We start from the raw sequence: 12,744 nt of genomic DNA, 5'->3' as shown, positions 1-12,744 counted from the left end.
GGCCCCAAAACCCCCGGGACGTCAGCGGGATCGAGCGCTATAGCGCTCGATCTCGCTGACGTTAGAGGGGTGTTGGGGCCCCAGGAATGCCGACGGCCCCACCCTCGCGAGGAGGGTGGGGCCGCCGGGTGTTGCGGAGTTACAGGATGACGTCGGTGACGTCAGCCGCGACCGTGCTGGTGATGGTGTCCAGCGAGTCGAGAACATCGACGTCGGTGCCGAGAACATCCTCGATCACCGGGTCCACCGTCGCGTCGACCACGGGGCTGACCGCGTCGCGCAGAGCGTTCGGGCCGGTCAGCGCGTCGACGGTGTCGTCCACCGTCGGGCTGATCGCGTCGCGCAGCGCGTTCGGGCCGGTGAGGGCGTCGACGGTGTCGGTCACGTTGCCGACGACGCTCGTGTCGCCGACGACGTTGTTCAGCAGGCCGTCGTCGCTGTTGAGGATGCCGCCGACGCCGTCGCCCAGGACGCCGTTGAGCACGCCGTCCTCGCCGTTGAGGACGCCACCCACGCCGCCACCGAGGACGTTGCCCACGATGCCGGTGTCGCCCACGACGTTGTTCAGCAGGCCGTCCTCGCTGTTGAGGATGCCGTCGTCGAGGACGCCGTTGAGGACGCCGTCCTCGCCGGTGAGGATCCCGCCGACACCGCCGGTGCCGAGGAGGCCACCGTCGCCGCCGAGCAGGTCGGCCACGACGTTGTTGTTGCCGCCCAGGATGTCGTTCAGCAGACCGCCGCCGTTGCCGACGCCGCCGAGACCGCCGTTCAGGATCCCGCCCTGGCCGAGGAGACCGTTGAGCAGGCCCCCGTTACCGGCGAGGACGTCGTCCACGAGCTGGTTGCCGACGATCGGAGCGAGGACACCCGTCTCCGGGTTCAGCAGCTCGTTGCCGACGATCGGAGCCAGGACACCGGTCTCCGGGTTCAGCAGCTCGTTGCCGACGATCGGAGCCACGACGTCCAGCGCGTTGTCCGACAGGCCGCCGGCGAGGGCGCCGCCGAGGATGTCCCCGGTCAGCAGGTCGTCGAGCTCGTTGCCGGTCAGCAGGTCGCCCACGGTGGTCGCCGGGTTCAGCGCCGCGAGCACGGTCGTGATCGCGGGGAGCGTGTTGCCCGACGCGACATCGCCGAGCGCGGTCCCGAGCACGTCGCCGATGGTGTTGTCGGCCAGCACGGCGCCCAGCGCGTTGTCCGTGAGCAGGTCACCCACGGTCGTGGCCGGGTCGAAGTCCGCGAGGATCGACGTGATCGCACCGAGCGTAAGCCCGTTCAGCACGTTCCCGACGTCGTTGCCGCCGAGCACGTCGCCGACCGCCGCACCCTCCAGGACGTCGCCGACGACCGCGAGAACGTCGTTGTCGGACAGCAGGTCGCCCGCCGCCGCAGCGATGCCCTCGTCGAGGATGTCCCCGGTCAGCGCGTCCACCGGAGCGAACACCCCGTCCTCCAGGATGTCCCCGGTCAGGGCGTCCACGCCGGCCGCGATGCCCTCGTCGAGGATGTCCCCGGTCAGCGCGTCCACCGGAGCGAACACCCCGTCCTCGAGGATGTCGCCGGTCAGGGCGTCGATCGGGGCGAACACGTCCGCGCTCTCGAGGATGTCGCCGGTCAGGGCGTCGATCGGGGCGAACACGTCCGCGCCCTCGAGGATGTCGCCGGTCAGGGCGTCGATCGGGGCGAACACGTCCGCGCCCTCGAGGATGTCGCCGGTCAGGGCGTCGATCGGCGCGAAGACGTCCGCACCGTTCAGGATGTCGCCGAGCACCGCGGTCACCGGGTTGCCGGAGAGGATCGCGGCGGTGAGGTCGTCGAGCACCTCGGCGCCGATGGCCCCGGTGGTGATGCCACCGATGACGTCGGACAGGACGTCCGCGTCCAGCGCACCGGTCGTCAGCCCGTTGAGCAGAGCCGGGATGACGGTGACCGGGGCCGTGATGGCACCCGCCGCGACGGTGTCGAGCAGGTCGGCGACGATCGCCGGGGACAGGACGTCACCGGTGACCGCGTCGACCAGGCCGCCGATGATCGCCGGCGAGAGGACGTCGCCGGTGGCGGCATCGACCAGGTCGGTGAGCAGCTCGGCCCCGATGGCGTTGCCTGTCACCCCGGCGACGATGTCGCTGAGGATCTCGGGCGAGATGGTGTTGCCCACGACGCCGTTGAGCAGGGTCGTGACCACCGCGGGCGAGATGGCGCCCGTGGTGATGCCGTCGATCAGGTCCGCGACCACCGTCGGGGCGACGCCGATGGCCCCGGCGTCGATCAGGTCGGTCAGCAGCTCCGGGGTGATGGCGCCGGTGCCGATCCCGCTGAGCAGGGTCGGAACGACGTCCACCGGAATGATGTTGCCGTTGAGCAGCGGTGCGATGACGTCGACCGGGATCACGTTGCCGCTGAGCAGCGCCGGGATGACGTCGACCGGAATGACGTTGCCGGTGAGCAGGTCCGCCAGGATGGCCGGCGAGAGGACGTCGCCGGTGGCGATGGCGTCGACCAGGTCGGCCGCGACGGCCGGCGAGATGTTCGTGACGCCACCGAGGAGGTCGGCCACGACCGCCGGGGTGATGGCCCCGGTGGTGATCAGGTCGGTCAGCACGTCCGGAGCGATGGCCCCGGTCGCGACGTCGACCAGGCCGTTCAGGATGTCGGCGTCGATGGCGCCGGCGGTGATCCCGTTCAGCAGGTTGGCCGCGAGCGCGGGCGACAGGGCGCCGGCCGCGATCCCGTTGAGCAGCGGCGCGATGACGTTGACCGGGATGACGTTGCCGTTGAGGACGTCAGCGACCGCCGCGGTCGGGTCGATGTCGGCCACGCTCGCGAAGATCGGCCCGAACGCGTCGTTGAGGATGCCCGCGTCGAGCACGTCGCCGACCAGGGCGGTCGGGTTCAGGACGTCGGTCAGGATCGCCGTGACGTCGGTGCCGTTGAGCAGGTCACCGATCGCGGCGTCCGGGTTCAGCACGCTCAGGAGCGGGGCCACGTTGGCGAGCACGTCGCCGGAGAGGATCCCGCCCTCGAGAAGCTCGCCGACCGTGGTGACGGGCGAGACGTCGTCGAGCACCGCAGTGATCGCGCCGATGTTCAGCGCGTTCAGGCCGCCACCGAGGATGTCGCCGTTGAGAACGCCCTCCTCGCCGGTCAGCGCGTCGAGGGCGAGACCGCCACCGAGCAGGCCGTTGAGCAGGCCCTCGTCGCCGGTCAGCAGGGCGAGACCGTTGAGGATGCCCTCCTCGCCGGTGAGCGCGTCGACGTCGAGGCCGTTGAGCAGGCCCTCCTCGCCGGTGAGCGCGTCGATGGCGAGGCCGTTGAGGACGCCCTCCTCGCCGGTCAGCGCGGCGAGGCCGTTGAGCACACCCTCGTCGCCGTTCAGGAGCCCGCCGAGCAGGGCCTGGCCAGCGAGGTTGTTGAGCAGGCCGCCCTCGTTGGCGAGGTTGAGGATGTCCGCCTGACCGAGGACGTTCGCGAGCGCGTTGTCGCCGGTGAGGATGCCGCCGACGCCCGCGCCGCCGAGCAGGTTGAGGGCCGTGTCGGGGTTCAGCGTCCCGTTGAGAATGCCGCCGGCGAGGCCGTTGAGGACCGCCGGTGCCACGCCGAGGACGGCGCCGTTGCCGATGCCGTTGAGGATGCCGTTGAGGACGGTGACGTCACCGATCTCGTCGATGCCGCCGCCGAGCAGACCGTTCAGCACACCCGCGTCGAGGCCGTTCAGCACACCGCCGACGACGTCCGCGTCGACGTCCGCGCCGCCGAGGAGCCCGCCGAGGGCGCCGTTCAGCACCGGGGCGAAGACGAACGGGTTGAGCTCGTTGATCAGACCGACGTCGAGGCCGTTCAGCAGCGGAGCGACGACGTCCGCGCCGTTCAGGCTGCCCGCGAGCAGGCCGCCGAGGACGTCGTTGCCGTTGAGCAGGCCGGCGCCGTTGAGGATGCCGCCGAGGCCGTTCGCGACGCCTCCGTCGATGACGTCGGTGACGTCGAGGCCGTTGAGCAGACCTCCGGCCAGCAGACCGTTGAGGGCACCGTTCAGGGTGCCGTTGGCTACGTCGGTGCCGTTGAGCAGGCCGCTGAGCACGTCGGCGCCGTTGGCGACGTCGGTGCCGTTGAGCAGGCCGCTGAGCACGTCGTTGCCGTTGAGCGCGCCGTTGAGAACGCCGTTCAGCAGGCCGCCGTTGACGAGGCCGCCGTTGAGCAGGCCGATGTTGTTCAGGATGCTCTGGTCCCCGTTCGGGCTGAGGATGCCGGAGAGGAGGTCGCCGCCGATCAGGTCGCCACCGATGACGTCCCCGCCGATGAGGCCACCGTTGTTCACGGTGTTGCCGTCGCCGTTGACGATGGTCCCGGTGTTGCCGTTCTGGTCGCCGTTGTTGATGACGTTGCCGTCACCGGTGTTCACGACGCCGCTGTTGTTCGGGGCGTTGACGTTGTCGTCACCGGTCTGCACCGCACCGTTGCCGGTGTTGGTGTTCGTGGTGTCGTTGTCCTCGGTCAGCTCGTAGTTGTTGATGATGTAGATGATCTGGCTGACGCCGTCCTCCGCGGGCGGAAGCGTGACGCCGCCCACCTGGCCGCCGGGGACGTCGATGTCAGGAATCGAGACCCCCGCGACCTCCCGGATGCACGGGTTGTCCGCCAGCGCGAGGCGCGCCTGCTGGACCTCCTCGCCGCAGCGGGCCGAGAAGCCGGCGGCCGCCAGGGCGGCTTCCGGGTTCCGACTGAAGGCGGTGCGCGCGTCGCTGTCGCGCAGCAGATCCATGATCCACTCGAGCATCGAAGGTGCTGCCATGCCGGGCTCCCCCACCAAAATTGGTCAGTGTGACCGATCCACATCGGACCGGTTCTTCTGATCACGTTAGAAATTCACTGGAGCCGTCCATCGGGCACCATCCCCAATGCTCGGCCGGGGCCTTAGGGGCTCTCACGACACCCCCCAATCGGCGATTAGGGGGTCCGCGGGTCACAGGCCACCATCGGCGATATCCCTTGTCAAGAACGCGCAAAGCCGCTGGTCGCAGGCCTGAAGGCACGATGCGGTCACCAAATCGGACGAAGCCGGGAACTAACCGCCCAAAGGCAAGTTCGCCCGTTCGGGTGACTCTCGGTAACGGCCTTTCCGTCCGGTCAGGGTGCCAATTCGGCGCCCTCCGGGAAACAAACGGACATTCCGCCACAACGGGCCGTTAGGCCCCGCGCCGGTGCTTTTGGCAGCGATTCCGGCGGTGTGCGAATACGCACGGTCTCCATTCAGCAAACCCCGGCAGGCAACCAAACGGGCCGTGGTCCCCTCTAAGGGGTAGCAGGGGGACAGCTGGGGGGCTGACGAGTGGGTTACCGACTGGGCGTGGACCTGGGCACGTCATACACAGCCGCGACGATCGCGCGCGACGGTGGAGCCGGCGGCTCCTCGCTCGGCGCCGACTCCGCGGTGGTGCCGTCCGTGGTCTACATCGGCACGGACGGGGCCCGGCTTTACGGCCACGCCGTGGCGGATGTCGCGACGGCGGAGGCCGATCGCGTCCTGCGCGGCTTCGTGCGCCGGATCGGCGACGAGACGCCGATGATCCCGGCCGTCGGGGCGGCCTCGGCCGCGCACCGCGTGGCCGCGGAGCTCGTCGCGTGGGTCGTCGACCAGGCGAGCGTGCAGGAGGGCCGTGCGCCCGACGCCGTCGCCGTCACGCACCCCGCGACCTGGGGCCCGCACAAGCGTGAGCTCTTCGCCGCCGCCCTCGCCGAGGCCGGCGTCGCCAACGCGACGCTCGTCGCCGAGCCCGTCGCCGCCGCTGCGCTCGGTGCGCAGGACGCGGCCTACGAGCCCGGCACGAAGCTCGCGATCTACGACCTCGGCGGCCGCACGTTCGACGCGGCGGTCGTCCAGCTCGACGCGGCGGGGCAGACCTGGTCCGTCCTCGGCCGGCCGGCCGAGCTCGCCGACTTCGGCGGCGCGGACTTCGACGACCTCGTCCTCGCGCACGTCGTCTCCGGTCTGACGCCGGATCAGCAGGCTGCCTTCGCCGCCCTCGACGCCGAGGACGCCGCGACCGGCGCCGCCCTGTCCGCGCTGCGCGCCTCGTGCGTCGCGGCCAAGGAGAAGTTGTCGACCGAGACCGCCGTGACCGTGAAGGTCGCCCTGCCCGGCATCGCCGGCTCGGTGCGCCTGACCCGGTCCGAGCTCGAGGGCCTGATCGCCGGGCCGCTCGAGACGACCGTCGACGTGCTCGACTCGGTGCTGGAGAACGCCGGCGTCGCGGCCGCGGACCTCGCCGCGGTGCTGACAATCGGCGGCTCGGCCCGGATCCCGTTCGTGACCCAGCTGGTCTCGCGTCAGTTCCAGCGCCCGGTCGTCCGCGCCGGTGGGGCCACCCCCGCCACCGCGATCGCCGCGGGTGCGGTCCTCGCGCTCGGCGAGACCCCGGCCGCCGCGCCGGCCCCAGTGCTCGCCGCCGCGAAGCAGGTCGTGAAGACCGCCCGGAAGATCAAGGCCGCCCCGGTCGCCGAGGCGCCCGTGGCCGAGGCGCCCGTGGCTCCGGCGCTCCCGCTCCCGGCCCCGAGTGGCCCGAGCAGCAAGCCGATCCGTCCCCGCCGGGGTGCCCGTCGCCCCGAGGTGGTCGGGCTGGAGGGGATCGCGGTCGCGACCCCCATCGCTCCGCGTCCGGCGGTGATCCCGGCCCGGGCGGTCCGGTCGGTCGAGGCGCTCCTCGTCGAGGACGCCCCCGCCCCGATCCGCGCCGCGGAGACGCTGCCCCCGCCGCGACCGGCGCTGGAGGACCAGCTGTTCTCCGCCGTCGACGACGTCGAGCTCGAGGCCCTGCAGGCGAGCTGGACGTGGCGCTCGCTGGTGAGCGTCCGCCGCTCGATGGCGCTGACGGTCCTGACCGCCGCGATCTTCGTCGGCGCGACGGCGTGGAACCCCGCGACCCCGGCCATCACCGACAAGCCGGTGAAGGATCTGAAGGTCGCCTCCGCCCCGCGCGCGGCGAAGTAACTCCTAGGCCGAGAGGCGGTCCGGCGGCGCGAACGCGCGGCGCAGGTGCCAGGCCGCGGCCAGGAGCAGGACGGCCGCGAGCAGGGCGGCGGACGCGCGGGTGACCGCGTAGTACGCGATCGTCCGCAGGTCGCCGGAGCTGACCGCGCCGTGGAGGCCGATCAGTCCGCCGACGGCGGCGGCGCTGGCGATCACGAGCGTCCAGGACTGGCCGGGGCCGCGCCACGCGCGCAGCAGCACCGCGCCGACGACGGCGAGCCCGAGCACGCTCCCGCCGTACTGGAGCCAGGAGTACCCGGCGTGCCCGGCGTAGGTCTCGTTCAGCGCCGGGACGAGCGAGGTCCCCCACCGGTCGACGTGGGTGAACGAGTCGAGCAGGACGTGCAGCGCGGAGCCGAGCAGCAGGGCGACGACGACGAGCCCGAGTTCACGGACGTCCCGGAGCCGGCAACCGAGCCCCAGCCGGACGCCGGCCGCGCGGGCCCGCACCGCCGCCGGCGCCCCGGCGAGGACGGGGGCCGCGAGCAGCCCGTGCCAGAGCGCCCAGCCGGCGAGGCCCATCGCGAGGTCCTGGCCGAACACTCCGCTCCAGGAGTGGGTGGTCTCCGTCGGCCGGTGCGCGAGGTGGACCGGCAGGTCCGGCACCGTCGACCCGATCACCAGCGCCGACGCCGGCAGCGGCGTCCGCATCAGCGGCAGCACGACGGCCACGTGGCTGACCGTGAACGGCACCGCGCGCTCCCTCCCGAGGCCGGGCGGGTCCCCGGCCGTTCGAGGTAAGCACGCGAATCGGACGTGATCGCCCAAATCAGGGCGCACAGATCGCAAAAGTCACCCCCGCCCCACTGGGGGTGACACCCCTTGTTGGCGCCACTGGGGTGACACCCTTTCTGGCGCCAGAAAGGGTGTCACCCCCTCTCGGCGGCGCAACGTCAGCGGGACCGGGCGCTATAGCGCTCGGTCCCGCTGACGTAAGGGGCTAAAGGTGGCGCTGGCTGCTCAGGAGGAGCGGCGGCGACGGACCAGGGCGACACCGCCGAGGGTCAGGAAAGCGCCGGCGGCGGCGAGGCCACCGACCGCGGCACCGGTCTTCGGGAGGTCGGTGCCGTCGTCCTCGCCGGGAGCGTCGGCGTCGCGGCAATCGGCCGGGTCGCCGATGACGATGTTCACCCGGGTCACCAGGCCACTGGTGAGCCCGGTGGACTCGATGTAGTGCTCGCAGGTGAAGCCGGCGGGCATCCGGACCGTGACGGTCGCGGCGCCCTGCGCGTCGGCGCGGACGGTCGCGACGCGGACGACCTTGGAGTGCACGTCGACGCCGATCTGCTCGAGCGGCTCGTAGCCGTCGAGGTTCAGCGTGACCGAACCGCCGACCTCGGGGTTGGTGTCACTGGCGGAGGCGACGGGCTCGTCGAGGTACGGCGCCGCGGTGGCGGCGGTCGCTCCGAACAGCAGCGCGCCGGCCGCGACGGCGGGCGCCAGCACAGCGGCTCCGCGCAGTGAAACAGACATGACAAGTCCTCCCCGGTTTCTCCCCTGCGAAGCAACCTAAGGGCCGAGATCGGCGCGCGTCCGGGGAATCTGAGATCTTGCGGGCCCCGATTACGTGATCTTGACGAGGCGCTCCGGACGAATCGCCCGTCGCCTCCCAAAACTCCTGACGACCCGTCAGCAGCAGGCGCGATGATTCGGCCATTCCGGTGATTTCCGGACGCAGACCGCCGGATGCCCCATCGCTCACCACACGCGTCGAAACCGGTCATACCGGGACACACCCGGACAGCGCCGCAGTCACAGGCGTCCCCCTGATCAACTAGCGTCCCGCGGCACCCGGGCAAAGCGGACCTCGCAGCCCTGAGCCCCCGAGGGAGGCCCCGTGTCACCGACGCGCTCCGCGTTCGCCGCCCTCGTGGCCGCGGCGACCCTGACCCTGACCGGCGCCGCGACCGCAGCGGCCGCCCCCTACACCGACGAGCCCGAGGTCGCGGCCGGCCCGTACAACCCGTCCGTCGGCGGGATCCTGCGGCTCGACCTGTTCGGGTTCGCGCCGCTCGAGCTCGTCGAACTGGAGCTGCACTCCGACCCGGTCGCGCTCGGCTCGGTCACGACCGACGACGACGGCGAGGCCACCAAGCGCGTCCAGCTGCCGCCGTCGGCGCGCTGCCTGCACGAGGTCGTCGCGACCGGCACGACGTCGGGGTTCGTCGCGACCACGCAGATCGTCATCGGCGGCCGGGACGCGTGCGACTCGGGCTCGGGCGGCAACCTCGGCTCCGGCAACACGGGCTCCGGGAACATCGGCGAGAACAACACCGGCAACGGGAACGTCGGCAGCAACAACACGGGCGACGGCAACGTAGGGGACGACAGCACCGGGTGGGGCAACGTGGCCCACAGCGCGACGCTGACCGGCGACGCCCCCGGCCAGGTCGCGGCGGCCCTGCTGCTCGGCCTGACCGTCACCGGCGGCGTCGGGTTCCTCTGCACGCGGGGACGCCGCAGAGCCTGACGCCCCGACAGATTCGGCGCGGGCGACAAAAGCGGGTTGGTCCGATTCGGTGATCTTTCGATCACGGGTTGTGGCCCGGAAGTGGCTGGACAACTCGGACATTTCCGCACGAAGGGGGCCAAGTCGTCGCGTCCGGCAGAGCATCACGAAACGCGCGCGTACTGCGGACCTCACTAACGTCCGCCGCACGGGGGCCAAGCCGGACAACGCGGGCCCATTGCGAAGGGGCATTCCGCCATGCGCACGACCACACGCGCCGTTCTCGCCGGGGTGTGCAGCGCCACCGCGCTCGCGATCCCGGCGGCGGCCCCGGCGACGGCTGCGCCGTACACGCCGGATGCACTGCTTCAGATCAGTCTGTTCAACCCGATTCTCGGCGGGACGATCACCATCACGGTTCTCAACTTCGAGACCGGCGAGCTCATCGACATCACCCTCTCCGGCGTGGATCTCCCGCTCGGAACCCTGACGGCGAACTCGGACGGCACGGCCACCGGCGTCATCAAGCTTCCGAAGAGCGCGCTGTGCGAGCAGACGCTCACCGCGACGGGGCGCAACTCCGGCTCGGTGGCGACGTCGAGCCTCCTCATCGGTGGCCTCAACCTCTGCGGTGAGCGGACCGCGACCGAGCGGACCCTCCAGCCGACGATGCTCGCCACCCCGACGACGGGGTCGGGCAACTCCTCCCCCGCCGTCGCGACCGCGGCGGCCGCCGGCCTGGCCGTCGTCGCCGGTGCGGGCTTCCTCGCCCGGCGTCGCAAGTCGTACCACTACTGAGCCCGCGGGCCTGACCCGCCGTCAGGCCTGCGCCGGCTGCCGCTACAGCCACCCCCTCCGTCGGGACGATCTCCCGGCGGAGGGGGTCTCGGCGCGTCCGGAGCCGGAAACGTGAACCCGTTTCTTTGGAGATGACATCTCCAGTGGAAAGGGGCCGATCCCGGTGGAGATGTCATCTCCAGTGGGGGGTCAGCAGGGGGTGTCGCGGACCTCGACGGCGAGGTCGCGGACCAGCGGCTGGCGGAAGACGATCGGGTCCCCGGCCCGGTGGGGTTCGTCGAGGTTAAGGACGACCGTGCGCGGCTTCCCGCGGGGCAGCTCGACGTCGACGATGAACACCGGGTGCCCCCGCTCCCGGCCGGCGGAGACGCCGACCTCCTTGCCGTCGATCGTCGCCGACTCCAGCACGGCGCCGGAGGTCGCGGCGTAGTAGATCGTCACCCGGTGGTCGCCAGGCTGAATCGGGTAGTCCGGGCCGTCCGACCGCGAGGTCACGTACGGCGAGAGGCCGGCCGGGGCCGTGTTGGCGAGGCGGACGGTCGCGGTGACCGGCCGGTCCTCCCCGCACGCCCCGCGCTCCCAGGTCAGCGAGCGGTCGAGGTAGTAGTCGAGCTTGTTCCCGCCCTCGTTGATGATCGTCAGCCCGACGTACGGCGCGTCCGTGACCGGCACGGCGCCTGAGAGCTCGGTCTGCTCGATCAACGCCTGCAGGTCCTTGTTCGCACTCCAGACGAGCAGCCGGCGTTCGTCGGCGGCGCGGGCCAGGGCGCGGGCGAGCGCGACGGGGTCACCGACCGACCCGGTGACCTTGTCGGCCGCCGCGGCGGCGATCTCGATGAGGAACTGCTTGCGGGCCGCGTTGTCATCGGCGAAGCGGTTGTAGGCCGTGCTCTGCGTCAGCTCGACGACGTTCGCGGCGGTGAGCTGGGTGCCGTCGCGCAGTTTCGCCGGGCCGGTCACCGCGAGCAGGTAGCTGAGCACCTCCGGGTCGACGGCGACCGCGCCGTCGACGCGCTGGCCGGAGTGCCGCTGCCACATGTCGGCCCAGATCGCGGCCGCGTAGGGGAAGTGGGGCGAGAGGTTGCTGTTGAGGAACAGCGTCTTGGTGGCGGCGTTGCGGTAGAGCTCCTCGTACTCGGTGTCGAACCGGATCTTCGCGGTGACGCCCTTCAGCTCGTCGTCGTTGTGGAACCCGACGAAGTCGATCTTCCCCTTCGACGCCTTCACGATCGCGAACGCGCCGGGGAGGCCGCCGGTCCCCCGGGCCTCGGCGTTGTTCTGAAACCCGAGGAAGTAGGTCTGCGGTTTGGCCGAGCCGAGCATCGGCGGCAGCAGCTGCGCCGCCTGCTGGGAAGCTTCAGCCATATGGGCCAACGGACGCAGCTCGTCGAGGAGGTCGACGCGGGCGTCGTCGACGACCGGGAGGTACGTCGAGGCGGGCAGCTGCTCGGTGCGCGCGATGGCGCGGTCGATCGACGCGGCGGCCGAGTCGAGGGCCGGAGTCACGCGCTGCAGGGCGGCGATGTCGATGCGGCCGTCGTCCCCGCGGACGGCGGACGGGTCGATCGTCGTGCCCGCCTCGACCAGCTCCGGCAGCGCGTTGCGACCGAGCTCGTTCGCGACCCCGGTGATGCCCCGCGCCGTCTCGAACGGGTCGCCGAGCACCGGGATGCGGCTGATCACCGCCCACGCGGGGCCGCTCGTGAGTTTGTGGGACCGAGTAGCCTGACGCGCAATCAGATCTGCGGACGCGGTGGCGGACGGGATGTCGGCCGCGAGCAGTTGCGCGCGCAGCTGCGGGGCGCCGGCGCGGACCTTGTTCAGCTCACTGCGCGCCATCATCGCGGTGACGCCGACCCACACGAGACCGAGCACGCCGAGCACGACGGCGCCGACCACACCCAGCTGCAACGCACGCCAGCGACGCGGGTGCCGCCGCCGTAACCGGCGTAGCGATCTCCGCACCTTCCGACCCCCGTGCCTCACCCGTACGTCCGTTGCTCAGCTCTTCGATCTTGCCTTACCGTCCAGCACTAATCAGATCCGGCGCACCACGCGCCCGTGGTGCGCCCCACGAGGGGGCACAACATGAACTGGACCAAGAGCGTCTGCGCAATCGCGACCGCGACCGCCATCGGCCTGGGGACGGTGGGCGCCGCGCCCGCTGAGGCCGCGCCCGCCCCCTACACGCCACAGCCCACGGTGACGGTCTCCAAGACGAACCCGGGGCGGGGCGCCACGATCACGATCAAGGGGGCGAAGTTCAAGCCGCGTGAGCAGATCGTCGTCAAGATCCGCTCGAAGGCCGAGACCCTCAAGACCTTCAAGGCCAACCGCAAGGGCGGGTTCACGAGCAAGATCACGATCCCGCGCAAGTACAAGTGCGAGCACACGCTCGTCGTGCGGGGGAAGTCCTCGAAGCTGGTCGTGCTGACCCAGCTCTTCATCGGCAAGCGGCGGGCGTGCCGCTGATCCC

General features: G+C 71.4%; 8 protein-coding genes. 4 read left to right on the top strand and 4 right to left on the bottom strand.

The features are described from left to right. Positions 1-139: 139 nt before the first annotated feature. Positions 140-4,786 carry a beta strand repeat-containing protein gene (locus tag SPOPO_RS0111955; RefSeq protein WP_156869835.1) on the bottom strand — a complete coding sequence of 1,549 codons (4,647 nt, stop codon included), beginning with the start codon at positions 4,784-4,786 and terminating at the stop codon, positions 140-142. 555 nt (positions 4,787-5,341) lie between these two features. On the opposite strand from SPOPO_RS0111955, the gene SPOPO_RS29215 reads away from it, so the two are divergent. Continuing rightward, complete coding sequence (locus SPOPO_RS29215) at positions 5,342-6,982, top strand: Hsp70 family protein (protein ID WP_051098355.1); 1,641 nt, start codon at positions 5,342-5,344, stop codon at positions 6,980-6,982. A gap of 3 nt (positions 6,983-6,985) precedes the next feature. Here SPOPO_RS29215 and SPOPO_RS29210 read toward each other — a convergent pair whose 3' ends face one another. Next, a complete protein-coding gene (locus tag SPOPO_RS29210) occupies positions 6,986-7,714 on the bottom strand; it encodes a DUF4184 family protein (protein ID WP_019875014.1) in 729 nt (242 codons plus the stop codon). A 267-nt stretch (positions 7,715-7,981) separates the two neighbouring features. Further along, positions 7,982-8,494: an LPXTG cell wall anchor domain-containing protein gene (locus tag SPOPO_RS0111940; RefSeq protein WP_084671033.1), complete on the bottom strand. Its 513-nt coding sequence runs from the start codon at positions 8,492-8,494 to the stop codon at positions 7,982-7,984. 364 nt (positions 8,495-8,858) lie between these two features. On the opposite strand from SPOPO_RS0111940, the gene SPOPO_RS0111935 reads away from it, so the two are divergent. Beyond that, a complete protein-coding gene (locus SPOPO_RS0111935; RefSeq protein ID WP_019875012.1) occupies positions 8,859-9,491 on the top strand; it encodes a pentapeptide repeat-containing protein in 633 nt (210 codons plus the stop codon). 237 nt (positions 9,492-9,728) lie between these two features. Further along, positions 9,729-10,268 (top strand): hypothetical protein, encoded by a 540-nt coding sequence (locus SPOPO_RS0111930; protein WP_019875011.1) that lies wholly within the window; start codon positions 9,729-9,731, stop codon positions 10,266-10,268. A 189-nt stretch (positions 10,269-10,457) separates the two neighbouring features. Here SPOPO_RS0111930 and SPOPO_RS0111925 read toward each other — a convergent pair whose 3' ends face one another. Next, on the bottom strand, positions 10,458-12,179 hold the full coding sequence (locus SPOPO_RS0111925) for a DUF4012 domain-containing protein (protein WP_033384999.1): 1,722 nt from the start codon (positions 12,177-12,179) through the stop codon (positions 10,458-10,460). A 177-nt stretch (positions 12,180-12,356) separates the two neighbouring features. Here SPOPO_RS0111925 and SPOPO_RS0111920 point away from each other — a divergent pair, with 177 nt between their 5' ends. Beyond that, on the top strand, positions 12,357-12,740 hold the full coding sequence (locus SPOPO_RS0111920; RefSeq protein WP_019875009.1) for a hypothetical protein: 384 nt from the start codon (positions 12,357-12,359) through the stop codon (positions 12,738-12,740). Positions 12,741-12,744 lie beyond the last annotated feature (4 nt).

This window comes from Sporichthya polymorpha DSM 43042 (assembly GCF_000384115.1).
Taxonomy (GTDB): domain Bacteria; phylum Actinomycetota; class Actinomycetes; order Sporichthyales; family Sporichthyaceae; genus Sporichthya; species Sporichthya polymorpha.
Note: the sequence above shows the minus strand (reverse complement) of the source record. Positions and strands in the feature narration are given on the sequence as shown.